Below are 23,752 nucleotides of genomic sequence, written 5' to 3'. Positions count from 1 at the left end.
CGGTCCAAAGTCAGCGGTGAGGTGCACGCCGGGCACACGAATGAACTGCCCCACCCGCCCGGCCGCTAATGGGCGGGCCCCTTCCGGCGGGGGCGCTTCGTAGGCTCGGGCCGACTGGGCTTCGGCAATAGGGCTGGCGGGACAGCGCCGGGCACCTTCGCAACCTCCGACCCCAACGCCGCCTGCAGCCCGGGCGTGGCCAGGGCTTCGCGCAGCTGCGCCCCTTTGTAGCCCACTTCCTGCCCCCGGACCGCCACGCCGTTCAGTTCAAAGCTCACGCCCCGCAGGACACCGCCCTTGTCGTGGGTATACCGCACTCCAATCAACTCTTTTTGCAATTGCAAAACCAGCCACTCCTCCCCTCCCCTATCGGCTTGCGCGAGTAACTGCTGCAATGCCCGGCTTACCTGCTCCCGCGCCGCCTCCTTCGTGGGGTCCAGTGCCCGCAGGCTGCGCCGCCGCTCCGGGATGGGCTCCATGCCCAACTCCTGACTTATCTGCCGGGTGATAGCCGTCTGCCGGTAAAAGTTATTATCCGTCCGCAGCGCTGGTCCCCCATCAATCGGCACCCGGTTCAGGTAGATGTGGACGTGCGCGTGCTTCTTATCCCGGTGCTCATACACCACCACCTGATGCCGGTCAACGGGCGCGCCAATCAGCTCACAATACCGCTGGGCGGCGGCCACTTTCTGGGCCTGGCTCACCACCTCCCCCGCCTTCCACGAGAGCACAGTATGCCACACCGGCTTCTGAATCTTTTTACTCTGCGCCGCCACGGCCCGCATATCCTGCGCCATCTCCCTGGGAGTACCCGGAATCAGATTAGCCACGACCAAAAGCGGGGCTTCTCCCGGCTCCTTACCACGGCCCTGGCGCTGCCCCGCGCCGTAGGTCAGCGCCCCCTCGAAATCATTACCGGTAGTGGTCTTTGCAATCATACCAGATACCCTCTGATAATGGCCAGCGCCTGCACCAACTGAGCTTCGTGGCTGCTAAAAGACTTACCCGCCTGCGCCAGCCGCGCTATCTGATTCAGGTTGGTGCCGATGCCGACCAGCTGTCGCCGCAGCTCCGGCGGGATACTTTCTTTTACCTCCATGCCCCGGCCCACGTCACGCAAATAAGCCGATACTTTTTTGTAGCCCGCAGCCGTAGCCTTTGCCTGCAAGTCCTTTTTCTCATCCGGGCTCACCCGCACATCGATGCGCAAAGTACGGGTCTCGTCAGCGACATTCTCAGCTTGCTTCTCTGGTTCCATGATGATTCTGGGGACATTAGCTTACGCAGGCTTGCTAAAACTACTTTAGAATTGCGAAATGCTAAATACTATACGCTAAACTAGCAAGCCAAGCCATGTGAGCCTGCGAACTTGGCGGTGTCATTGACTCGGACAAACGAAGTTTGTCCGGACAATGACATGGCTTGCTGGACGATGAACGAGCTAGTGGAACGAGGGCGTTGCACGGTGCTAGAACTAGGATTAGGATTAAGGATTTTTGCCACAATACAACTTTACCACTTTGCAACTTTACACCTCATGAGATTACAAGTTCTGTCAGTCTTATTTTTCATGGGCACTTAGACAACACTGCCACACTACACCATTGCAACTTTGCCACAATACAGCATGAATAAAGGCAAAAGGAAGCAAAGCCAGACTTTTGATTAGTCGCACCAATACACCAAAACAACTTTGCAACTTTACCACAAATTGCGTTTATAAATTTTTGCCATAAAGTTGCTTTGCAACAACGCAACTTATTACCTTCGCCACATTACAACTAAACAACAGTGCCACATGCAAACTTTGTTGTCTTGCAACTTTGAAACTAGGCAACTATTTTTTTTTGCAACAAAGCAACTTTATTGCGTTGCACTATTGCATCTAAGTGGCCATGCAACAAAGCCACTTTGCAACTACCAATCCAACGTCTTCAAACCTTCTGGCTCTTCGCATGAATCAACCCCACGTACTCGCATTTGCCACCCAGAAGGGGGGCGCTGGTAAGTCAACCATCGGCACCCACATGGCCTCAGCGCTATGCTACTACTATGGCTACAAGGTGGCCATGGTGGACTGCGACTACCCGCAGAACTCCCTGCACGCCTACCGCCTCGAAGAGCAGAACCGCCTGCAGTCGGAAGCGCCGTTTCAGGCCCGCCTGCTGAAGCAGGGCATTCCACCGTATCCGGTCATCATTTCCAGCGTGGAAAAGGCCGTGAGCTCCATCGAAGGGTTGTTTGAGCAGGACTACGATTTCATTTTGGTGGATACGCCCGGTACGGTGAACGTGGTGGGGCTCCCGGAGCTGCTTCGGCTGGTGGACTACATCTTTCTGCCGATTGAGCCGGACAAGGGCTCAATCGCCTCTACTATGTCCTACATGGGCATCCTGGGTCAGTTTGTGCAGTCGCGCGATGAAGACTCCAACCTGCTGGGCTTCTACGCCTTCTGGAACAAATTCGTGAAGTCCGAGAAAAAGGGGATTTATGACAAGACGGAAGAGCTGTTTCAGGAGAAAGGGCTGCCCTTGCTAAAGAGCCGGGTCGAGCTGCTGATGACTTACAAGGAAAACCGCTCCACGATGTTTCCGCTGCCGGAGCGCGACCTCAACCGGCTCGGCCTGGGTCAGCTCATCCTGGAAATCCTGACCCTCGTGGTAGGGGAGGGGGCAGCCACGCCCTCGGGCAAAACCATTGCCTTTACGGCCCCGGCCGTCGAGTCAACCCCTGGCGCTTAGCTGCCCGCCCATCCGCCGCTGCTTTTCCTTTAAAACTTCACGCCTGCATTATCCCTCGTCATGGCCAAAGCCTCCATCAAGAAACCCAAACTCACCCCGGAAGAACAAATGGCTGAGCTGGCCCGCCTGACGGGCTCCGTCGCGGCCATCAGCCACATGGGGACCAGCCAGCCCTTCGTACTGCCCACCCCGGCCCCGGAGGCTACGCCCACTCCGGCGGCTACGGCTCCGGAGCCAGCCCCAGTGTCCGTCGAAGCCGCGCTTCCGGTACCAGCCTCAAAACCGGAACCGTCGGTGCCGGTCGCACCCGTGGCCGCCTTGGAGCCCGCGCCTCAGCTGGCGGCGGCTCCCGAGCCAGCCCTCAGTGCAGTACCAGTAGAACCAAAGGGAGAAACAGCATCGGCCGTGGTGGCACCGGCACCGCCGACCGCTCCGGCGGCGGAGGCACCCGTTGAAGATGACCTGGAGGAAGAAGAAGAGGTAGAAGTCGAAGCTGCGCCGACGCCAGCGGCCACGGGGGACGGCAAGGACAAGCTGGACCTGACTTCCCTCTTTGGGGATTCGGCGGAGAAGAAGACTTTTCAGATTCGCATCACGGCCAGCCACCAGCAGTTTTTCCAGCAGATGGGCCTGCTGCTGGGTGGGGGAGCCTCCTCGACTGATGTGATTCACAACATCCTCGCCCAGTTCAAGGCGGCGAACGAGGCCCAAATTCAGAAAGCGTTTCAGCGGCAGCTGCGCCAGATGATGTCGCCCAAAAAGTAAGCATATCCGTTAGGGGCTATTTCGCCGGCGCGGCTCGTTTAGGGGCCGGGCGGTTCTTCCATCCCTATTTCAAACTATCCCTCCGCTGCCGGCCCACCTGGGCAGGGTAGGGGAGGGGCCCTATTTTCTACCAGCAATGCGTACCAGCAGTACTATCATTCTCAGCCCCCAAGGAGAGTCGTATCGACGTGGCGGGCGGTAAGCGTTTGACCGTGCTGGCCCTGCTGTGGGCCGGTACGGTAGCCCGCGCAACCTGTTTGCCGGCCGAAAACAGCCTTGCCTCGCCCGGGGACAGTGCCACCGTTGACTCGCTGCGCGAAGTGGCCAGGCGGCCACAGCTGCCGGACTCGGTCCGGTTTCAGACGCTGCGCGCCTTGAGCGACGCCCTGTTTGCGCAGGATGAGCGGGAGGCCCGCCGGGTAGGGGAGCAGGCCGTGCAGCTGGCCCGCCACCGGCGGGACTGGCCAGGTGTGGCCGATGGTTTGTACCAGCTGGTGGTGAACTGTGAGCGGGCCGCCGACTACGTGGCCGCCATGCAATACAGCCAGGAGGGTGCCGGCGTGGCCAGGGTGCACCAACTCCCTGACGAATGGCGCTTCACCCAGTGCATGGGGCTGGTTTCGGTCGATACCAAGGACATCGCGGCCGGCCTGAAGTACATGCGGCAGGCTTACCAGCAGCAAGGCACTACGGGAAACGTGCCACCCCGCGAGCGGGGCGGGCTACTGCTCAACCTGGCCAACACCTTTCTGGTGATGCAGCGCTACGACTCGGTGCTGCACTACGCGACCCGGGCGCTGCCCTACATGCAGCGCGCCAGGGATGCCCGGGGCCTGGGCTACGTGTACCAGTTCCGGGGCGAGGTGTACGCCATGATTCAGCCCCAGACCAGGGCCACGCTGGATTCAGCGGCCACCAACATGAACCGGGCCCTGCGCATCATGCAGCGCCATGGGTTTCGGCCCCAGATAGCCAGCTCGGCGCTGGCGCTGGCCCGCGTGTACCGGTTGCAGGGGCAGCCGGCCGTTTCGCAGCGCATGGCGGAGCTGGCCCTCTCCCTGGCCCGCGAGTTGAAGATGCCCGACTACGAGGCCGACGCGCTGGCCAACCTAGCCTGGGCGCACGCCGACCAGGGCCGGATGCGCCGCTCCTTCGACCTCGATAACCGGGCGCAGGACCTGCGCGACTCCCTGTTCAACGGCGACAAGGCGCAGGCCCTGGCCGGGCTGCAGGTGCGCTACGACGTGAAGTTGCTGACGGAACAGAAGCGGGCCGCCGAGTTTGAGCAGCGCAGCCAGCGGGCGCAGCTGCACTCATTGTGGCTGCTGCTGGGCGGGCTGACGACGACCATCGGGGTGGGTAGCTGGCTGTACTGGCGGCTGCGGCGGCAGAAGGCCCTGCTGGCCGTGGCCAATCAGGCCAACTGCCGGGCCGTGGCCGAAAAGGAAGTGCTGCTGCAGGAAATTCACCACCGCGTGAAAAACAACCTGCAGTTGGTGAGCGGGCTGCTGGGCTGGCAGGCGACCACCCTGCCCGAGCCCGCGTTGGTGGCCGCGCTGGATGCCAGCCGGGTAAGAATTCAGAGCATGGCTTTAGTCCATGAATTCTTATATCAAGCCGATAATCTGGCCGAAGTACGCATGGACCAGTACCTGCGCGAACTGCTTGATTCTCTGAAAACGGCGCTTACTACGCCCGAGCAAACCATCCAGCTGAGTACGGACTTGGCCCCGGTAATCATGAGCCCCAAAGAGGCCAGCACGCTGGGCCTGGTGGTGAACGAATTGGTGACCAATGCGTACAAGCACGCTTTTCGGGGCCTTCCCGAGGGCCACCTGCACGTTTCCTTCGCCAGTCGTCCCGGTGGCTTTCAGCTCACCGTTGTCGATGACGGGGGCGGAATGCCGGCCGGGGACGCCCCGGTCAAAGCCCACTCCCTGGGTATGCAGCTGGTCCGCACGCTCACCAAACAGCTGAAAGCGAAGCTGGTGGTGACCCGTTCCTTTCCCACGGGCACGCATCTGGAGGTTACTCGTGAATGACGAGGCTCCCGGTGTAGCCCTTATCCCACCCTATGTCTACCATTCTCATAGTTGAAGATGAATTGCTTATTGCCGCTGAGATAGAACGCACGCTGGTTCGCCTCGGACACACTCCACTCGAACCCGTCGACAACAGCGATGAGGCCCTGCGCGTGCTGGCCACCCAGCCCGTGGAACTGGTGCTGATGGACATCAACATTGCCGGCGACTGCGACGGCATCGCCGCCGCCCTGCTCATTCGTCGGCAGTTTGCCGTGCCGGTGGTGTTTCTCACGGCCCGCTCCGACGCCGACACCCTGAACCGCGCCAAGCTGGCCCAGCCCTACGGCTACCTGGTCAAGCCCTTCACGGATGATTCGCTGCGGGTACAGGTCGAGCTGGCACTTTACAATGCCTACCAGGCCGGCCCCACCGGCCCGGTTCTGGACACCGCCAATGCCGGCGGCACGGAGGTGCTGGGGCCGGCCGAGCGCTGCCCCAAATTCAAGGACTACCTGTTTGTGCGCAAAGGCTCCGGCCACGTCAAGGTGCTGCTCGCCGACATTCTCTACTTCGAGGCCCTGCAGAACTACGTGCGCATGCACACCGTGCGGGAAAGCTTCGTGTTTGACTCCACGATGAAGGAGCTGGAGCAGAAGCTGCCCGACCAGTTTTTCAAAACCCACCGCTCCCACATCGTGAACCTGGACCACGTGCAGGCCTACGAGGAAAGCAGCGTGCTGCTGGGCAAGGAGTACGTGCCGGTGAGCCGCTCGTGCAAGGACGAGTTGAAAAACCGCATCCACCTGGTGGGGTAGCCTCCCACCACCAATGGCCATTTCAACGGCACGCAGCCCGGTTTTGCCCCCGGAGCTGCGTGCCGTTCGTGTGTCGGGGCTGCACCTCACCATCGAATTCTAACCATTCGTCAACTTTCTACCCAAGCGGTTTATAGCCCGGATAGGTTTGTAGCGTCAAATCACGGTTTGGCAAGTTCACGCCCGGGCCGGTCGGCCTGGGGTGCCACGCTATTTCCCCGCGATGCTCAGCGCCTATTCCTGGGGCCAGTTTGGCCTTTTCGTTTTGGTTGTGGTTCTTATCTACTACCTGGTGGTGGGCCTGCTCTACTACCGGGTGGAGCTCACAACCCTGCTGACGCCGGGCAAAAAGATGGCCGGTGCCCAGCTCGCCGGCGCAGGCGGCAGCGCGGCGGCTCCGCCCTCACTGGTGCGTCCCACCTCGGCCTTTGTCAAAGCCACGCAACCGGCCACCGAAGCCCGGAAAGAAGCCGATGACGCGGAACGTCCGGAAGCCGGCGCGGACCAGAACCTGCCGGCCGCGGCCGAACCGCTAGTCAGCGGTGCACTGCCTGACTCCACTGGCACGGCCACTGGCCACGACGAAAGCACCGGCGATACCGCCCCGATGGAGGCGACGGCCGCCGCGGGCGATGAGGCGCAGATGCAGGATGAAAACCGCACCGAAGAAGCTGACCAGGCCGATGAGCACCTGGCCGCTCTAGTCCGGCGCGAAGCCCACAGCCTACCCCCGGAAGCCGCAGCGGCGGATACGGCAGCTGACGGGGTTCTGGAGCCCGAAACCGTGCAGCTGCCCCTGGTAGCGGAGGGCTACGAGCCGCTGGCCAGCTTCGAGGAGCCGGTGGCTTCGCGGCTGGACATCGCCCCCGTGGACCCGCCCCGCTTGGTGGCCGCTGCTTCAGTCGCCGAATACCTGACCCTGCTGCAAGCCGGCCAGCAGCCCGCGCCGCCAATGGAGTTGGCCGGCACCACCCTGGCCGAACAAATGGCCCAGCAGATGGCCCTCAACCACGCCGAGCTGGATGACCTCTTCGGCCCCGACGATGAGTAGCGCGGCTTTTTTCTTCCTAATCATTGATTCCCGATTCCTTTTTCCTTGCCATGACTAAGAAACCTTTCGTTACCTCACTGGCCCTCGTGGTCCTGCTGTTCAGCTCACAACTGCTTTACGCCCAGACCGGGGGCGGCAACGGCACGGCCGGCATTCAGGATGCCACCACCCAGGTCACCAGCTACTTCGACCCGCTCACCAAGCTCATGTATGCCATCGGGGCGGTGCTGGGCCTGGTGGGGGCCATCAAGGTCTACGGCAAGTGGAACGCCGGCGACCAGGACACTCAGAAAACGGCCGTGTCGTGGTTTGGCTCGATGATTTTCCTGGTTATCGTGGCCACGGTGGTGCGCTCGTTCTTCCTCTAAGCCACCGCTATGCCCATCTACGACCTCAATCGCGGCATCAACAAGCCCGTCGAATTCAAGGGCCTGGTGGGCAGCAACATCTACTTTCTGGCCGCCGGCATCGGGCTGGTGTTCGCCTTATTCGTGACCTGCTATTTAGTGGGCATACCGCTGGTGCTCACCGTGCTGGTCACCTTCCTGGCCGGGGGCAGCATGTGGGCCGGGGTCTTCGCCCTGAACCGCCGCTACGGCGAGCACGGGCTGATGAAGGCCGCCGCCCGCCGCTCGTCGCCCAAATACATCACCAACCGGCACAGCCGCTTATTCCAACGCCTCAACGAGGACCCGACCAGCCGCGGCTAGCGGCTGGTTTGGGTGCTTTCTCCGCTTATGAGCAATAAGGTTCTGCCCTCCGTTTCCCTCGAATCCAAGCAGCCCATCTACAAGGTGGAGAAGGATTGCCTCATCTCGAAGAATGCGGACGTGACCGTGGCGTTCCGGCTGGATTTGCCGGAAATCTTCACCCTCTCGCGGGAGGATTACGCCCAGCTGCAGGCTGCCTTCGTGAAGGCCGTGCGCCTGCTGCCCGACCACTGCGTGGTGCACAAGCAGGACTGGTACGTGGAGGATAAGTATGCCCCCGGCTTCGAGGCCGAGCGCACGCTGCTCTCCTCGGCCTACGAGCGCCACTTCAACGAGCGGCCCTTCCTCAACCACTTCTGCTACCTCTACATCACCAAAACCTCGTCGGAGCGGCCCAACTGGGGCAGCACCTCGGGGCTGCTGGCCCGGCGCAACATCGTGCCCAAGGACATGCTCGACACCAAGGTGCTGGAGAGCTTTTTCGACAACGTGGGCCAGTTCGTGCGCACGTTGGAAGGGGTGGGGCCGACCAACGCGCCCTACATCCGCTCGCACCGGCTCACCTCGGATGAGCTGGCCGGCACCGCCGAAAAAGCCGGGCTGCTGGAAAAGTACCTGGCGCTGGATTTGTCCGACCAGGCCCTGCAGGTGGACCTGGACCTGACTGAAGGGCTGAAAGTAGGGGCGGAGTTCTGCCAGATGTTCTCGGTGGCCAACCTCGATGACTTGCCCACCTCGGTGGAAACCGACATTCGCTACGAGCAATACAGCACCGAGTACTCGGACTTCCCCATTTCGTTTGCCGCCCCGCTGGGGCTGCTGCTGGGCGCCAACCACATCCTGAACCAGTACGTGTTCCTGGATAACACCACCAAAACGGTGAAAACTTTCGAGCAGAAGAAGGACCGGCTCAACTCACTCTCGCTTTACTCGCGGCAGAACGCCATCAACTTCGAGTACTACAACGCTTTCCTGAATGAGCTGATTGCCCACAAGCGCCGGCCGGTGCGGGTGCACTGCAACGTGCTCACCTGGGGCCGGCACGAGGAGGAGCTGACCGAAGTGCGCAAGCTGGTCAACGCCGCCTTCAACGCCATGAACTGCAAGCCCCGGCAGAACACGGTGGACATCGCCGCGCTCTACTGGGGCGGCATCCCGGGCAACGCGGGCGACTTTCCCAGCGAGGAAACCTTCTACACTTTCATCGAGCAGGCCGTTTGCTTCTGGGCCTGCGAAACCAACTACCGCAGCACCGGGGCCACCAAGGGCATCAAGCTTTCGGACCGGCTCACCGGCAAGCCGGTGCTGGTGGACATTTCGGACGAGCCGATGAAGAAGCAAATCATCTTCAACCGCAACAAGTTCGTGCTCGGCCCCTCGGGCTCGGGCAAGTCGTTTTTCACCAACCACATGGTGCGCCAGTACTACGAGCAGGGTGCCCACGTGCTGCTCGTGGACACCGGCAACTCCTACAAAGGGCTCTGCGAGCTGGTGGGTGGGGTGTACTTCACCTACGAGGAGGACGAACCGATTGCCTTCAACCCCTTCCTGATTTCGGGCAAGCTGGACGTCGAGAAGAAGGAATCCATCAAAACGCTGCTGCAGGCGCTCTGGAAAAAGGACGACGAAAGCGTGAGCCAGTCGGAATACGTGTCGCTCTCCACGGCCGTGAGTTTGTATTACGTGATGCTGGAAGCAAATGAGCTTATCAAGCCGAGCTTCAACACGTTCTACGAGTTTGTTAAAGGACCTTATCGCAAGATTCTGGAGGAGGAAAAGGTCCGGGAGAAGGATTTCGACATCAACAATTTCATCTACGTGCTCAAGCCCTACTACCGGGGCGGGGAGTACGACTACCTGCTGAACTCGGAAAAGGAGCTGGACCTCGTGCAGGCGCCCTTTATCGTGTTCGAGCTGGACAACATCAAGGACCATCCTATTCTGTTTCCGGTGGTCACGCTCATCATCATGGAAACCTTTATCTCCAAGATGCGCAAGCTCAAGGGGGTGCGGAAGATGATTCTGATTGAAGAGGCCTGGAAGGCGCTAACCACGCCCGGCATGGCCGCCTACATCAAGTATCTCTTTAAGACGGTGCGCAAGTTTTTCGGGGAGGCCATCGTGGTGACGCAGGAAATCGACGACATCATCGGCAACGAGATTGTCAAGGACGCCATTATCAACAACTCGGACTGCAAGATTCTGCTCGACCAGCGCAAGTTCATCAACCGCTTCGATGAGATTCAGGCGCTGCTCTCGCTCACGCCCAAGGAAAAGGACTTGGTGCTGAGCATCAACCGCGACAACAAGGCCACGCGGGGGCGCTACACGGAGGTTTTTATCAGTTTAGGCGGGGTCGTGTCGAAAGTGTACGCCATCGAGGTGTCGAAGGAAGAATACGTGACCTATACCACCGAGGAAACCGAGAAAGTGCGGCTGTTCGAGAAGCTTAAGCAGACGGGGGATATGCCTACGGCCATCAAGCTGTTCGCCAATGAGCTGCGCGAAGGCTAGGGCGGCTGATTTCAACCAAAGGGAAAAATCATGAAAACGAAAATCACGCTTCCAATACTAGGCTTGGCCACTTTGCTAATTGGCTGCGGCTCCGACAAGGCTACGACGGCGATGGACAATAGAGCTGTCGAAACAGCTCCTCCAACCGTTTCCACCTCACCCGTGGCCGTGGCCGCCGTGGCGTTTGCCGATAGCCTAGCGTCGGCTCCCAAAGCCGAAAAAGCTGACATCACCGCCGCCCAGGCTTTCGCGCAGGCGGTGAACACCTGGGAGGCTAGCGACCTGAACGCTGCAGTAAAGGAGCATCCGGTGGTGGCCAACGTCTGGAAACGCTACCGCTACGTGCTGCGCACAGTGGTTCGCTCGCGGGGCATGAAGCGCGTGAAGCCCGAAGATGTGGCCACTTGGAATGGTTTTACGCCGCAGTGCGAAGAAGCCATGAAAATGCTGCTGCCGCTCACCCAGGAGCCCAACGTGACGGCCACCCAAGCCCTGCCGACGCTGCAGAGCGTGGATTCTAGCATCGGTCGGGTGCGCTTCGCGGCTGAGCGGCACATGATGTATTTGGAACACCCCTATACGCGAACTCTGTAGGGCTGCCTTTTTCACCTACTTGCTTTCCCTATGAAAACGAAGATTGGCATCCTCAGCCTGGCGCTGTTGGGCTTCAGCGCCTCGAAAGCGTCGGCCCAGCTGGTAGTGACGGCCCCGGTACTGGAAGTGCAAAGCGGCGTACAAACCGGCCTGCAAAACACCATGAAGGGGCTGGAAGCGGCGGCCAACAAGCTGGTAGCCCTGGGCGTGAAAGAGCAGGAGCTGACCAAGACCTATTCGCTCAAGAACATGGAGCAGCACAAGGCCTGGTACGACGGGCTGCTGAAAGTGAGCAGCGCAGTGCGGGATTACCGCCGGGTGCGGGCCATTTACGCCAAGCAAACCCAGATTATATCGACCTACTCCTCGGCCATCAATGTGTTGCGCACCTCGCGCTACATCACGCCGGCCCAGCTGACGGAGATGGTATCCATCTACACGAAGATGCTGGCCGAAGGAGCCAACACGGTGTCCGACCTGGCCACCATTACCAGCCCATCCATGCTCAAGATGACAGACGCGGAGCGGATGGAGTTCATCGATACGCTCGACGCGAAAATCACCGACCAGTTAGGCCTGGTCAACTACTTCACCCGGCGCAACATGATGGTGCTCAAGACCGCCCAGCAGGTCGAACAGGACCACCAGGCGCTGCTCAGCCTCATGGGCGCGCACTAACCCTTCCTCTCCCGATGAAAGCATTCACCACCATGTTGCTGCTTGCCCTGGGGCTGAGCGCACAGCAGGGCTTTGCCCAAGCTCCGGCCGTTATTTCCGCTCCCATCGCTGAATCCAGCTCGCGCAAGCAGATTGTGCACCAAGGCGTTTCGACCACGCTGCTGGGCCGGGGTAAGGCCCTGGCCGGCGACATGCAGGTGGTAAGCGGCAAGATTAAGGGCATCGTGGACCAGACGCAGGCCCTGCACGCACAGTGGTACAGCAGTTTGCTACAGATAAGCGCGGGGGTGCGCAACTACCGCCGGGTGCGGGAAATCTACGCCGCGCAGGCCTCGATGATTTCGCAGTTCAGCTCGGGTGTGGCCGACCTGCGCGGGCGCGGCCTCTCCCCAAATCAGGTAACCGAAGCGGCACAGGTGTACCAGGTGCTGCTGCAGGAAAACGTGGCCCTGATTGGCGAGCTGGCCACCATAATGACCACGAACCGGGCGGAAATGACAGACCCTCAGCGCATCAAGTTCATCAACAAGATTGGCGACAAGATGCAGCAGCAGCAATACCTGATGACCTACTACACCAATAAATGCCGCGCCGTGGCCCTCTCCCAGCAGCAGGCCATTCAGGACCGGGCATCCGTGCTCACCCTCGTGGGTGCCAAGCAGTAGTCCTTTCGCTTTCATCCACTAGCCTCTAACCCACCCGACTATGGAAATGAATTCCATCACCGCGCAAATGCTCGAAATGGAGCAGATGCTCAGCCGGCTTTATGATTCCATGTTGCCCCTGGTGGCGCAATTCGTCACCCTGGGCCGGGCCGTGGGCGGGGTAGGGGCACTCATTTTCATCAGCTCCCGGGTGTGGGGCCACATTGCCCGCGCCGAGCCTATCGACCTGTACCCGCTGCTGCGCCCGTTTCTGATTGGCTTGTCCATCCTGCTGTTTCCGCAGTTGCTCGGTGGCCTGCGCGGCATCACCGGCGCGCTGGCGTCGAGCACGGACTCGGTGCGGGTAGACCAGACCACTCAGATTACTGCTTTACAGGACCAGAAAAAGGCTTTACTGGCCGCCCGACCCGAAAACAAGTACTTCGCCACCGACGAGGCCTACGAGAAGCGACTCGACGAACTGGGCATGATGAATATGGGCCAGCAGCTGTCGCTCTCGTTCGACAAGCTGAAGTACGACGTGAACCAGAACTTCCGGGAGTGGATGAAGAACACGCTGGAGCTGTTCCACGTGGCAGCACGGCTGCTCATCAACGTGCTGGCCACGTTCCTGCTCATTGTGCTGTCGGTGCTGGGGCCGCTCACTTTTGGGTTGGCCATCTTCCCGGGCTTTGGCAATTCCATTCCCAAATGGCTGGGGCAATTCATCACCATTAGCCTGTGGGTGCCCGTGGCCAACATTTTCGGGGCCATCATGGGCCAGTTTCAGATAATGATGCTACAGGGTGATATCACGCGCCTGACCTCTAACCAGGGCGTGGACTCAGCCGACTTCGGCTACCTCGTCTTTCTGTGCATTGCCATCACAGGCTACCTGATTATTCCTTTCATCACCGACATGATGATTGCGGCCTCCGGGGCAGGCATGGCCGCCCGAGCCATGCAATCGGCTATGAGTGGTGGGGCGGCCATGGCCGGCGCGGCAGCGGGTTCAGCGGGCCGGGCGGGCGCAGCGGGCGTATCCGGCGCCGCTTCAGGCCTGGGAGCGGCGGTTGGGGCCGGGCAGGCGTTAGCCGGCAATGGTGCCTCGAGCAATATGACGCGGAGTGAGGCCGCAGGCCACCGCGCCGGCACAGCCGTGCGCGAGCGGGCGGCCAGCTTCGTCAACCGCCTGCGGGGCTAACCCTGGTCGCGCGGTGATTTCCCACTATTTCCTTTTCCCATGTTTGCTTCCCTCAAAACCATTGATTCGGCTTTTCAGCAGGTCAAAACCCTGGCGCTGCTTTTCATTGTGGCCGTGCTGGTGCTGGCCGGCACCATCGCCTACTTCGCCTTCCAAACCACCAACGCCGCGGCCAATCGCATCTACGTACTGGAAGGTGGGCAGCTGCTCACGGCAGGGGCACGGGATGCGCGGGCTAACCGGCCGGTTGAGGCGCGCAGCCACGTCACGCGCTTCCATGAGTTGTTCTTCACCCTCGACCCCGACCAGAAAGCCATTGACAGTAACGTCAATAAGGCCCTATACCTGGCTGACAACTCGGCCAAACGGCAGTACGAGAACTTCAAGGAGAAGGGCTTCTATAACGACCTGATTGCCGCCAACATCAGCCTGGAGATGACGGTGGATAGCGTAGTAGTAACCAACTCGCGACCGATGGTGGCGCGGTGCTACGGGCACCAGCGCGTCATCCGGGCCACCTCGGTTACCACCCGCAACTTCCTCTCCGAATGCTCGCTGCGCGATGTGACCCGCTCGGAAAACAACCCCCACGGCTTCCTGATGGAGAACTGGCGGGTGCTCAAGAATGAAGACCTGAATACGCTTCCCCGCTAATCCTCCCCATTTATGGCAACGGCAACCAACGCGCCGCACGACGCGCCGCACGACGCGCAATTTCTTCGCACCCGCAAGATGGCTACCTTCCTGCCGGTGGTAGGCGTGCCCTTTCTGGCCGTGATGTTCTACCTGGGCGGGGGCGGCCAGGGCATGCCGGCGGCCGCGCAGAATACCGAAACCGGCTTCAATACCAACCTGCCCAAAGCCGAGAAGGGCACCATCACCAGCAGCAAGCTCGAAGCCTATGCCAGCCCGGTCGATACCCTGCGCAACCGGGGTTTGGTCGATGCCCGCCTCGATACTACCTCGGGCTCCGGTCTTTCCTACGCGGTGGGGGCCGATGGCAAAGCGGGCCCTAATGGCTCCGTCGACAAGTCAGTGGTTGAAGCTCAGCAGCAGCTAATCGCCGCGCAGCAGGCCCAGATGAACGGCGGCGTAGCGCCTGGCACCGTAGCGCCCGCCACGACAGCCCCCGGTGCCTTAACCCCGCAGGAACAAATGGAGCTGATGCGCAGCCAGCACGAACGCGACCTAGCCGAGCAGAAAGCCCAGCTGCAAATGGCGGCACTGCTGGCCCAATCCAACAACGCCGGTGGGGGAGGGGCGGCACCTCGGGCGGTGGCCATAACTCCTAAAAAGAAGAAGCCCACAACCAGACTACGCGCTATCGATGATGACGCCGTGGTATCACGCTTGGGCTCCAATGGGCCGGGGCGCAAGCGCACGGCCTCGTTCCAAGGGTTTGATGCCGAAACCGGCACGGCCGGTGATGGCAACACCCTGCCGGCCGTCATCCACGAATCGCAGGAAGTGGTCAGCGGCTCGCTGGTGAAAATGCGCCTCACCGAATCGGCCGTCATCAACGGCCACTCGCTGCCGGCCAACACCTTCATCTACGGCAAGTGTAGCCTGGCTGGCGAGCGGCTCAGCATCGCCATTGAAACGCTCAAATCAGGCAACAGCGTGTTTCCGGCGGCGCTGGAAGTGTACGACGTGGACGGGCTGGAAGGGCTGCACATTCCCGGTGCAATCACCCGCGATGCCGCCAAACAGGCGGGCGCCGAAGGACTTGGTGCGGCCGACATGATGACGATGAGCGCCGACCCGGCCATGGCCGCGGCTGGCGTGGCCGTGAGTGCCGTGAAGGGCATTGGCCAGAAGAAAATCCGCCTGGTCAAAGTCCGCTTGAAGGCGGGTTACAACGTGATGCTCAAAGTAGACAAAGACTAACGACTCCTTCCCATGAAAACCACCCTATTTGCTACCAGCGTCCTTTTATTCGGCCTGGCGGCTGCACCGGTGCAGGCCCAAACCTCGGCCGCCCGAATGCTGCAATACTCGGAAGCCAACAAGCTGCCGACTTACCCGCTCTACATCAGCGACCAGAAAACGACCCACTTGGTATTTCCCTTTCCGGTCACCTACGTCGACCTGGGCAGCTCGGGCCTGATTGCGGCCAAGGCCACCGGCGCGGAAAACATCGTGCGGGTAAAAGCGGCTTCGGCCGGCTTTCCGGAATCGAACATGACGGTGCTCACCTCCGATGGCAAGCTCTATTCCTTCGTGGTGAACTACCAGCACGACCCCAAGGTGCTCAGCCTCGACCTCGGTGCTGCCGGGTCGGCCTCTTCGGCACAGGGCGAAGCCATTTTATCAAACTCGCCCATCCCGCAGGGCAATCTGGATGCCTACTCCCGGCAGGCGCTGGCGGCGGGTGGCACCTCGGCCAGCGAGAGTGCCAACCAACTCAGCGTGCGCGCCGGCAACGTGGGCTACAAGCAGGAAACCCTGTTTTTTCCGCTGCACGTTGCCAACAAATCGAATGTGACTTACGACGTGGACTTCGTCAAATTTTACATTCAGGACAAGCAGGTGGCCAAGCGCACGGCCGAGCAGGCCCTGGAAATCACGCCCATTTACGTCTTCAATGGGGGGCTGAAAAAGATTGATGCCAAAGGCCAGCTCGAACAGGTCTACATCTTCAAGAAATTCACCATCCCCGAGCAAAAGCAGCTCATCATCGAGGTGTATGAGAAGGGCGGCGGGCGCAACGTTAAGCTCAAGCTTACCAACGCCGACCTGCTCAAAGCCCGGACATTCAAATAGGCATCATCAGGTTCCACGGCCGGTCAAAAGCAACGAAAGGTGCCCGTACTGCGTTGCCTGGCTAGTAAGCGTGAAGATTTAACCCGTGTTGGTATGCGTAGCTTCCTGATTTTCGCGGCGATTATCGCCTTTCTGTATTCGTCCTGGGCTCCCAGTTGGGGCAGCACCGCAGCTACCTGGGGCTTGGTGCTTTTCGGCCTGAGCAAGTTCTGGGGTCTTTCCAGCAAGGTCACGCCGCCCAGCCGCAATCCGTACAATCCCTACGAGCGGTACAAGCCTTTTTAGGCATTTCTGACGACTATAACTTCGGCCCCCGGCGCTTCGGCTCGGGGGCTTTTTGCTGTTCGGGCAGTAAATCTTTGGCATTTTCCTCCGCCATTGGCCCCAGCACCGGCATCACCAGCCGCTGCTCTACAATAGGTGGAAACAATCGGTCGGGACTGCGTTGCATCTGCTCAAGACGCTTGGCAATGGCGGGCCAGCGGTAGCCCTGCATTTCGGGTTTCATATTGAAGTCGATGTCGCCGTGGAAGGCCAGGGCGCGGGGCACTTCGGAGGAGGAAGTATTGAAGCGGCCCTCGTAGGCCTGGCGCATCTGGTTCAGGGTGAGCTTTTCACTCAGCGCGGCCACGTCCACAAAATCCCGGAGCCTTTCGCCGCTCATCACCACACCGGCCAGCTTCATGGCGCTCAAGTCTTCGAGCGAGGCCAAGCGAATGTTGGAGTCGGGATAGAGCACGGGCGGTCGTAACAGCGGGAAGCCATAATTCACCACATCGGTTTTCACTTGGCCGATGACACCCTGAATGGCGGCTTTGTCCCATTCCGGCTCCTGGGCTCGCATTCGTTGGAGCGCGCCGTCGGCCCGCATCTCATATTTGCTTATCAGCAGGTCCTTAATTTCTCCGTCAATCGGCGTGGGGCCGTCCGAAAAAAGGTCGAGGTCGCGGCTGCGGCGGTGGCCCAGATGTAACGCCAAAGCCGTTCCCCCTACCAGGACGAACGGCTTCAGCAAGGGCTCCTGCATGAGTTGCGCTAGGAGTTGAAGGTTTGCGGTATCGACTGCTTGCGCTGGTAGCATCTAAGGGTTTCCTTTTCGATGTGGAAGAACTGGCACACGGCCGCAATGGCGGCATCCGACATATAGGGTACCGTTTCAACGATTTCCTGCACACGGGGCCGGCCGTAGTACTCCAGCATGGCAGCCCAGTCTTCTTTGCTCCCGCGCTGAATGACGCGCTGCACGATGGTACGCGCCATGGCCTGCGGGTCGATGGTGTCGGGGTCTACGTCCCACAGTAGCGTGGGCAGGTGCTCGGCTAATGGGGCCGGTACAACCTGCGGCTCGGGCGTTGCAACCGTAGTAGAAGGAGTGAGCTTTTCCATGAGTACAGGATATGTGAGCCGTGGCTAGTAGCCTTTCGTGTGACTGGAAAGCATATTCCCCAAAGCTGGAGTGGGAACCAGAGGGAGAAAGGCAATACAAAGCCCTAGTCTATTTAAACACCTTTTCAGGGCCTATAGTTGCGCTAAATCAGCCGGGTTTAGTAAAGCTACCATTACGGCAGGTGAGGGCCTACGCTCGATTCATCAAAGTGCAGATATGGTTCGTACTGATGAGCCGACTCCACTGGCGGGCCTTCTCCCGGCGCATACTTGGCTAAGGAGTCAGCGCTAGGAGTTGGCTGGTACTCTGCGTCGAGCGCGGCCGACAACTGCTCCAAGTCAATACGCCCGGCAATGTATTGGTTCTGCAGCCCCACTAAGAGCGCCGAGGGCGGTCGATTTTGGCTCATTGACACGCCAACTGCAAATTTCACCACCTCGCGACGCTGCTGTCTGGTTTGCTCGTTTTCGGAGAAATAGAGTGCCTTTACCACCTATACAAGATACGCATAAATGCTCTCATCAGCGGCCTAGACGGCGCTAAATCAACTTGCTTTCGAACTCAAAACTTCGGCCCTTGACGCTTGAGCTTATTTGCTATTTCCAACAGCCCGTCCTTCATTCCTACCGACCCTTTCAGCAACTCCGGGCCGGTGGATGGCGCGGCTTGTGACGGCGGCCCGACCACCAGCAGCACCACCGTAACCAGGGGCAATGCCTTTAGCAGGCGCACCACCCGCTGGCGCAGCCGGGCATCTTCCATCTTGGCGGGCATTTGCTCCAGCAGCTCGGCCCCGGTTTTCAGGATGGCCAGCCGCGCCGGCTGCTGCGCGTCGTGGTGCACCACGCCGCGGGTGCCCTGCATAATATGCCGAGCTACTGCGGTGTGACGGCCCCCAAGCAGCGCCCGCCAGATAGGTTCCTGGCTCTGCTGTACCTCGCGCATGGCATCCACGCGCTGCAGAAAATCAGACACTGCCACGGGCGCAGCAGGGGCTAACACCAGCTCCGGGAGGGGCGTGGTAATCTGGCCAAAGAAGGCGCGTAACGGCTGCAAATCCGTTTCCGGGTTCCCGGTAGGCCGTAAAATAGCGTAGTCCCGGGCTTGGTTGTATTGCTTGGGGTGCGACTGCGCGACGAGGTTCACGTCGTAGCCAGCATTCTCTGCCAGCACTTGAAAAGCTGCGCCCAGGGTCCGGCCATTGCCCTCCCGGAAGGCGTGGGCATAGTTGTACTGGTCGAAATAGTAAGCGGCCCGCGCCACGAACTGGTCTTTGTCCAGCCCTTTCAAAAAGCGCTCAGCGGCCAGCTGTTCCCCGATGGCATCCAAGTGCGCGGGCAGTTGCTGGTAGCTGCCAAAGTACATGGTGTACAGGCCGGGGCCGTCCTTGTCGGCCGAAGTTGACTTGGTAGCCTGGAATTCGCCCCAGGCACGCGTTTCGCCGGCCCACAGGTACACGTCCTGAAAAAGGTGGCGATGTAGGGCCTGCAGGCCCTGGGCATTGTGGGGCTCCACTTCCACGTGGCCGGCCAGCACCTCCAGCAGGCGGAAGTGGAAGCGGTTGCCTTCGACCTCGGCCAGCTTGTCCTCATCGGCAATGTTGAGCTTGTTAATCAGGACACCGGTGTGGGGGTCGGTAAAACCGTCAGTCATAGGAAAAAGCCGCGCGGGAACTGGGTAAGCAAGCAAAACACCCCACCAACCGGCAGGGCGTTAGCGAATAGGTAAGAAGCGAAGGGCTAGTGTGATAAAGAGCGGGTCTTGGCCACGGTGGGTGCCGGCCGGGGCGCCACTGCCAGAATGCCATCGGCTCCCCGCGTGGGAACCGGCGTCTGGGTCTGGGCCTGGTAGTGCGCATCAAGCTGCGCGTTTACCTCGGCCAGGCTCAACTCCCCGTTGATGTAGCGCTGGCTCAGCTGCTCGGCAAAGGGGCTCAGTTTGCGGTCCTGAGTCGCATTCAGCGCGGCCACCCGGTCCGACAGCGCCTGGCGCTGCTCGCGGGTTGCTTCCTTGGGGCCGAATTTTACGAGGGTATCCATGTTGTTTTGCCTGAGTGGTCTACTACGGCAAACGAAAGTTAGGCAAAAATGTGCCAAACCGCCCTACTGCTTCGCCCCAGCCGCCTGCGCATCGGCCAGGGCCGCATCTAACACCACTTGCACGGGCACGGCTAGCAGCTCGGCTACCCGGAGCGCCTCGGCCACGGTCAGGCCGGAGGAGTCGGCTTCGCGCTGCTTGATAGTGCGGTAAGTCATCTGCAGGTGTTCCTGTAGCTCGCGCTCGGTGAAGGTGAAGCGGCCGTGCCGCAGCAGGTGGCTGAACTGCTGGCCATCCGGCGGGGTAGAACCTAGCGGAGCCGAGACAGGGGATGGGGTTTTCATGCAAGCAGTATAACGCTTCCCGGCCTTACGGGAGAAGCAACAGCAGGATAATGCGCCACTGCCCCCAGCGCGTACCAGCGGACGGCAACCCGCCCGCTGGCAACGGTGCTCAGGCCGCAAGCTGCAGCTGCATTTGGGTGCCGGGCGCGGCCAACTGCTCCGCCTCGGGCACCAGGGGGTGCGTCTTGGCGGTGGCCGCTTTGGCTTGGCGGGCGCGGTAGGCGGCCATTTCGGGGCCGGGCAGCCACTGCTTGCCGGCGCAGGCCCGCAGGTTGAATTCCTGCCAGAGAAATTCCTCGCGGAAAATCAGGTGAACGGTGCCTTTCTTGAAGGCCCGGATTTCAAAGAACCGGCTGTAGACCGTCCAAACGCCATTGGGATTGGAATTCTGGTTGCCGTAGCGGTCAAGGGCCGTATCGATGCCCACGCAGGTATCGTAGTTCTCGCCCGTCAGGTAGCACATCACCCGGTCGATGTCGGCGTAGTCGTCGCGGCGGCTCCAGTTTACCCGAAAGCCTTTGCCCGAGTAGCTTTCCTCCACCGCGTAGGGCAGAATCACCTTGCGGTTTACCTTCCACTGCGAGTTGGTGACCCAGCCCTCGACGTGCAGGCGGTTTTCCTTGTGGTACTTGGTGAAGGTGTCGAACACCGATTCCACGGCCTGCTCCATAATGGTTTCGCGGTTGTCGAGCACCAGCGCCACCAGCTCGGCCACGGCCTCGTGGGTAAATTCCTGGTAGCCCTGGGCCTTGCTGAAGGCCGCGAAGTTGCGGCGCACGTCGGCCGTCATCAGCTTCTGAATGTTCACCTTGTCGAGCACCAGCCCCCAGATTTGCTGGTTCATCTCGTCGGCAAAGTTGTTGTAGCTCGTGCGCAGGCTGCCGCGCTCTAAGCTGGCCTCGGCCAGTTTCAGCACGTCCTGGTATTCACTGCGCAGCAGGCTTTTGGCGTAGAACTTCATCCCCTCGCGGGCCTGCAGATAGGCGGCGTACTGCGCCTTCAGACCTTCGTACTCGGCGGCCATGTTGCCGATAACGTCGCGGGTGGCCACAGCATTGGCAAACAGATTTTCATCCAGCTCCGGCCCCCGGCGGCCCCGGCTGCTAAACTCGAAGGTGAGGCGGTCGGCTTTGGCGGGCTTGTGCAGCCGGACCAGGCTAACTGCTACGTTGGTGGGCCGCTCGGCCTCGGCAAACACGGCCCCCAGAGCCTCGCTCGTGCCGTGGTCCTCGATGAGGCGGGCCAGCAGTTGCCGGGTTTCGGAGTAGGGATTGGCCAGCGTTTCGGTGTTGAGCAGGCACACCACGTCGCCGCCGGCGGCTACCACGTCCCAGGCCTTGAGCAAATGCCGGTCACCGTTCGAGAAGGGCGGGTTCATGATAATGAGGTCGAAAAAATGGTCTCCCCGGTAGTTCAGAAAATCGTTGGCAATGACCTTATAGCCCTTGTCGTGCAGCACGGCGCGCAGCTCGGGGTCGGCCTCGCAGCAGTACACGTTTTGCTTGCCGCTGCGGCTGTGGTAGTCCTCCCGGTCCAGCCAGGCCGTCAACTCGTCCACGATGGCCCCACTGCCGGCGCTGGGCTCCAGGATGGTCAGCTTACGCAGGGCTGCCGCGGCCGGGTTGTAGCGGCGGTACCGGTCGCTGCCCGGCTCTTCGTCGCCGGTAGGAGCGGAGTTGAAAAACGGGTCGAGCATACGCTGAATAACGGCGGCCGGGGTAGGAAAGAATTCAGGATTGAGCATGGCGCTTAACAGAGCTAAAGTGATAGTGAACAACCACTTGCTTATCCTATTAAACGCATTTTTAGCCTTTTTTGTTGCTAAAAAGACAACAATATTTAGCTAAAATCAACTTAACGTTTTGACTGCGCCAACTCCTTCTTCCCCCTTGTTCCTTATAAAAACTGCCGGCGGTACGCCGGCCCCAGCACGCCGCTGGCGGTACTGGCCCTTGCCGGTTCGGCCATCAGCCAATGAAAGGGGGGAGGCCCGGCCGGGGCTGCAAAGCGCACCGGGAGCGGGGCCGGCATTCCGCCGCGACCAGCGGGAGCAGAGGAGAGCCGGCCCCGCTCCCGAGTAAGCGCCGCTGCCTGGGCCGGGCCGGCGCGGCGGGGTTTTGCGAGAAGGATAGAAAGGGCGCGACCAGCGGGAGCGGTGCGCAGCACGGCAGCGCAGCGAACCCCTGCATAGCCTGGCCCCACGGGCTCGCCCTCCCATAATCCCTTAAAACAGCCTGTATTCGGCCATTCGGGGAAAAATTTAAGCTATGTCGCAAACTTACGTCATATCATGTCGTATATTTACGACATACTTCCGGCTTTGCTTCTGATTCCTATGTCTTCCAACGCGGATAACCTAACTCATCCCCTGTTGCGCGTGGTGCTCGAACGGGTGTTGCGCACCGAATGCCTGGTGCTGGAAGGCCTCCGGCTCCAGACCCAGGGCGGCTACAACGGCCTGCCGGGCGGCGGCGGCGAGGAACGCCTGCAGGCCGCCGAAGAGCGGGCCTACCAGCGGGCCGAAACCCTGCTCACTCAATTGCTGGCCGCCACGGTCGCCGCGCCAGCTGTCCCTTCCGCACTTCCTGCTTCCGCCTAATGACTTACGCCAAAACCGCCGCCTTCACCGAAGAGCAACAGTACCTATCTCGCGTGGCCAAAGCCCTGGCCCACCCGGCCCGGGTGGCCATCATCCAGTTTCTGGCCAGCAAGCAAACCTGCATATCCGGCGACATTGCCGCCGAGCTGCCCCTTTCACGCACCACCGTGTCGCAGCACCTGCAGGAGTTGAAGGCGCTGGACCTGATTCGCGGCGAGATTGATGGGCTGACGGTGTGCTACTGCCTCAATACCGAGCTGCTGCACAAGGTGCACCAGCAGTTCACCGCCTTTTTCATCGAGGCTACTAGCGGCGCGGTCTGCGGCCCGGACGATGCCTGCGCCTGCTAGGCCCACTCAACTTTTCATCCTCTTTTTAACAACGAACCGCCATGAAAATCTCTGAAATCAAGAAGTCCCTGGCTGAAGTGGAAGCCATCAATTTCCGCCTACCCACGGGCGAGTACCTGCCCGCGCACTTCCACGTCACGGAAGTGGGCTTGGTCAGCAAGCATTTCATCGATTGCGGCGGCGTGGAGCGCCACGAGACGGTGGCCAACTTCCAGCTCTGGGAGGCCGGCGACTACGACCACCGGCTAGCCCCCCAGAAATTCCTGCACATCCTCAACCTGTCGGAAAAGATTCTGGGTAGCGAGGATTTGGACATTGAAGTGGAGTACCAGCAGGCCACCATCGGCAAGTTCGGCCTGGCCTTCGACGGCACCGATTTCGTGCTCACGTCCAAGCAGACAGCCTGCCTGGCCCAGGATGCCTGCGGCATTCCGGATGCCCAGTCGTTTGCGCTGCCCCAGCTGCTAACGGCCGGCGGCTGCACCCCGGGCGGCGGGTGCTGCTAAAAAGCCCAGCCGGCGCGGCCCTCCTA

27 protein-coding genes are annotated in these 23,752 nt (G+C 60.6%); 19 read left to right on the top strand and 8 right to left on the bottom strand.

Annotated elements, in window-relative coordinates:
- Positions 1-65 precede the first annotated feature (65 nt).
- Together ACYVM5_RS00580 and ACYVM5_RS00575 are read right to left on the bottom strand one after the other, a co-directional pair.
- A complete protein-coding gene (locus ACYVM5_RS00580; protein WP_460616236.1) occupies positions 66-938 on the bottom strand; it encodes a relaxase family protein in 873 nt (290 codons plus the stop codon).
- Positions 935-1,258: a plasmid mobilization protein gene (locus ACYVM5_RS00575; RefSeq protein ID WP_460616235.1), complete on the bottom strand. Its 324-nt coding sequence runs from the start codon at positions 1,256-1,258 to the stop codon at positions 935-937. The genes ACYVM5_RS00580 and ACYVM5_RS00575 overlap by 4 nt, the downstream gene beginning before the upstream one ends.
- Positions 1,259-1,955: 697 nt before the next feature.
- Between ACYVM5_RS00575 and ACYVM5_RS00570 the strand changes: the two genes are divergently transcribed.
- From ACYVM5_RS00570 to ACYVM5_RS00495, 16 genes are all read left to right on the top strand, one after another.
- The gene (locus tag ACYVM5_RS00570; protein ID WP_460616234.1) at positions 1,956-2,741 is read left to right on the top strand and encodes a ParA family protein; all 786 of its coding nucleotides are present in this window, start codon (positions 1,956-1,958) and stop codon (positions 2,739-2,741) included.
- Between the two features lie 60 nt (positions 2,742-2,801).
- Entirely contained in the window at positions 2,802-3,506 is a 705-nt protein-coding gene (locus tag ACYVM5_RS00565; RefSeq protein ID WP_460616233.1) for a hypothetical protein, read from the top strand.
- A 212-nt stretch (positions 3,507-3,718) separates the two neighbouring features.
- Entirely contained in the window at positions 3,719-5,548 is a 1,830-nt protein-coding gene (locus ACYVM5_RS00560) for a sensor histidine kinase (protein WP_460616274.1), read from the top strand.
- Between the two features lie 32 nt (positions 5,549-5,580).
- Positions 5,581-6,345: a LytTR family transcriptional regulator DNA-binding domain-containing protein gene (locus tag ACYVM5_RS00555; protein ID WP_460616232.1), complete on the top strand. Its 765-nt coding sequence runs from the start codon at positions 5,581-5,583 to the stop codon at positions 6,343-6,345.
- 271 nt (positions 6,346-6,616) lie between these two features.
- Complete coding sequence (locus tag ACYVM5_RS00550; protein WP_460616231.1) at positions 6,617-7,396, top strand: hypothetical protein; 780 nt, start codon at positions 6,617-6,619, stop codon at positions 7,394-7,396.
- A gap of 50 nt (positions 7,397-7,446) precedes the next feature.
- Positions 7,447-7,764, top strand: a complete 318-nt coding sequence (locus ACYVM5_RS00545; RefSeq protein WP_305013227.1) for a DUF4134 domain-containing protein — start codon at positions 7,447-7,449, stop codon at positions 7,762-7,764.
- Between the two features lie 9 nt (positions 7,765-7,773).
- Positions 7,774-8,106, top strand: coding sequence for a DUF4133 domain-containing protein (locus ACYVM5_RS00540; protein ID WP_460616230.1), 333 nt, complete (start codon positions 7,774-7,776; stop codon positions 8,104-8,106).
- A 27-nt stretch (positions 8,107-8,133) separates the two neighbouring features.
- On the top strand, positions 8,134-10,620 hold the full coding sequence (locus tag ACYVM5_RS00535) for a TraG family conjugative transposon ATPase (protein WP_460616229.1): 2,487 nt from the start codon (positions 8,134-8,136) through the stop codon (positions 10,618-10,620).
- A 63-nt stretch (positions 10,621-10,683) separates the two neighbouring features.
- Positions 10,684-11,214: a hypothetical protein gene (locus tag ACYVM5_RS00530; protein WP_460616228.1), complete on the top strand. Its 531-nt coding sequence runs from the start codon at positions 10,684-10,686 to the stop codon at positions 11,212-11,214.
- 30 nt (positions 11,215-11,244) lie between these two features.
- Positions 11,245-11,892, top strand: coding sequence for a hypothetical protein (locus tag ACYVM5_RS00525; RefSeq protein ID WP_198070539.1), 648 nt, complete (start codon positions 11,245-11,247; stop codon positions 11,890-11,892).
- A 14-nt stretch (positions 11,893-11,906) separates the two neighbouring features.
- Positions 11,907-12,557 carry a hypothetical protein gene (locus ACYVM5_RS00520; protein ID WP_460616227.1) on the top strand — a complete coding sequence of 217 codons (651 nt, stop codon included), beginning with the start codon at positions 11,907-11,909 and terminating at the stop codon, positions 12,555-12,557.
- A gap of 40 nt (positions 12,558-12,597) precedes the next feature.
- The gene (traJ, locus tag ACYVM5_RS00515) at positions 12,598-13,740 is read left to right on the top strand and encodes a conjugative transposon protein TraJ (RefSeq protein ID WP_460616226.1); all 1,143 of its coding nucleotides are present in this window, start codon (positions 12,598-12,600) and stop codon (positions 13,738-13,740) included.
- A gap of 39 nt (positions 13,741-13,779) precedes the next feature.
- The gene (gene traK / locus ACYVM5_RS00510; protein ID WP_460616225.1) at positions 13,780-14,394 is read left to right on the top strand and encodes a conjugative transposon protein TraK; all 615 of its coding nucleotides are present in this window, start codon (positions 13,780-13,782) and stop codon (positions 14,392-14,394) included.
- A 12-nt stretch (positions 14,395-14,406) separates the two neighbouring features.
- Positions 14,407-15,627: a conjugative transposon protein TraM gene (gene traM, locus ACYVM5_RS00505; RefSeq protein ID WP_460616224.1), complete on the top strand. Its 1,221-nt coding sequence runs from the start codon at positions 14,407-14,409 to the stop codon at positions 15,625-15,627.
- A gap of 12 nt (positions 15,628-15,639) precedes the next feature.
- Complete coding sequence (gene traN, locus ACYVM5_RS00500) at positions 15,640-16,503, top strand: conjugative transposon protein TraN (protein WP_460616223.1); 864 nt, start codon at positions 15,640-15,642, stop codon at positions 16,501-16,503.
- Between the two features lie 93 nt (positions 16,504-16,596).
- Entirely contained in the window at positions 16,597-16,788 is a 192-nt protein-coding gene (locus ACYVM5_RS00495) for a hypothetical protein (protein WP_460616222.1), read from the top strand.
- A 13-nt stretch (positions 16,789-16,801) separates the two neighbouring features.
- Here ACYVM5_RS00495 and ACYVM5_RS00490 read toward each other — a convergent pair whose 3' ends face one another.
- The 6 genes from ACYVM5_RS00490 to ACYVM5_RS00465 all read right to left on the bottom strand — a co-directional run bounded on the left by ACYVM5_RS00490 (position 16,802) and on the right by ACYVM5_RS00465 (position 22,015).
- On the bottom strand, positions 16,802-17,530 hold the full coding sequence (locus tag ACYVM5_RS00490) for a nucleotidyl transferase AbiEii/AbiGii toxin family protein (protein ID WP_460616221.1): 729 nt from the start codon (positions 17,528-17,530) through the stop codon (positions 16,802-16,804).
- Between the two features lie 8 nt (positions 17,531-17,538).
- A complete protein-coding gene (locus ACYVM5_RS00485; protein ID WP_196288691.1) occupies positions 17,539-17,889 on the bottom strand; it encodes a DUF6922 domain-containing protein in 351 nt (116 codons plus the stop codon).
- 562 nt (positions 17,890-18,451) lie between these two features.
- On the bottom strand, positions 18,452-19,543 hold the full coding sequence (locus ACYVM5_RS00480) for a Fic/DOC family protein (protein WP_460616220.1): 1,092 nt from the start codon (positions 19,541-19,543) through the stop codon (positions 18,452-18,454).
- An 86-nt stretch (positions 19,544-19,629) separates the two neighbouring features.
- Positions 19,630-19,929, bottom strand: a complete 300-nt coding sequence (locus ACYVM5_RS00475) for an antitoxin VbhA family protein (RefSeq protein WP_460616219.1) — start codon at positions 19,927-19,929, stop codon at positions 19,630-19,632.
- A 63-nt stretch (positions 19,930-19,992) separates the two neighbouring features.
- On the bottom strand, positions 19,993-20,271 hold the full coding sequence (locus tag ACYVM5_RS00470) for a hypothetical protein (RefSeq protein WP_460616218.1): 279 nt from the start codon (positions 20,269-20,271) through the stop codon (positions 19,993-19,995).
- A 109-nt stretch (positions 20,272-20,380) separates the two neighbouring features.
- Entirely contained in the window at positions 20,381-22,015 is a 1,635-nt protein-coding gene (locus ACYVM5_RS00465) for a DUF4942 domain-containing protein (protein ID WP_460616217.1), read from the bottom strand.
- Positions 22,016-22,606: 591 nt separating this feature from the next.
- Between ACYVM5_RS00465 and ACYVM5_RS00460 the strand changes: the two genes are divergently transcribed.
- Genes ACYVM5_RS00460 through ACYVM5_RS00450 form a run of 3 tightly spaced genes read left to right on the top strand, consistent with a single transcriptional unit; the run spans position 22,607 to position 23,726 of the window.
- Positions 22,607-22,870: a hypothetical protein gene (locus ACYVM5_RS00460; RefSeq protein ID WP_460616216.1), complete on the top strand. Its 264-nt coding sequence runs from the start codon at positions 22,607-22,609 to the stop codon at positions 22,868-22,870.
- Entirely contained in the window at positions 22,870-23,220 is a 351-nt protein-coding gene (locus ACYVM5_RS00455) for an ArsR/SmtB family transcription factor (protein WP_196288698.1), read from the top strand. Before ACYVM5_RS00460 ends, ACYVM5_RS00455 begins: the two co-directional genes overlap by 1 nt.
- Positions 23,221-23,261: 41 nt before the next feature.
- Positions 23,262-23,726 (top strand): DUF6428 family protein, encoded by a 465-nt coding sequence (locus tag ACYVM5_RS00450; RefSeq protein WP_460616215.1) that lies wholly within the window; start codon positions 23,262-23,264, stop codon positions 23,724-23,726.
- Positions 23,727-23,752 lie beyond the last annotated feature (26 nt).

This window comes from Hymenobacter ruber (assembly GCF_054783255.1).
This window is presented reverse-complemented; position numbering and strand designations above follow the sequence as displayed.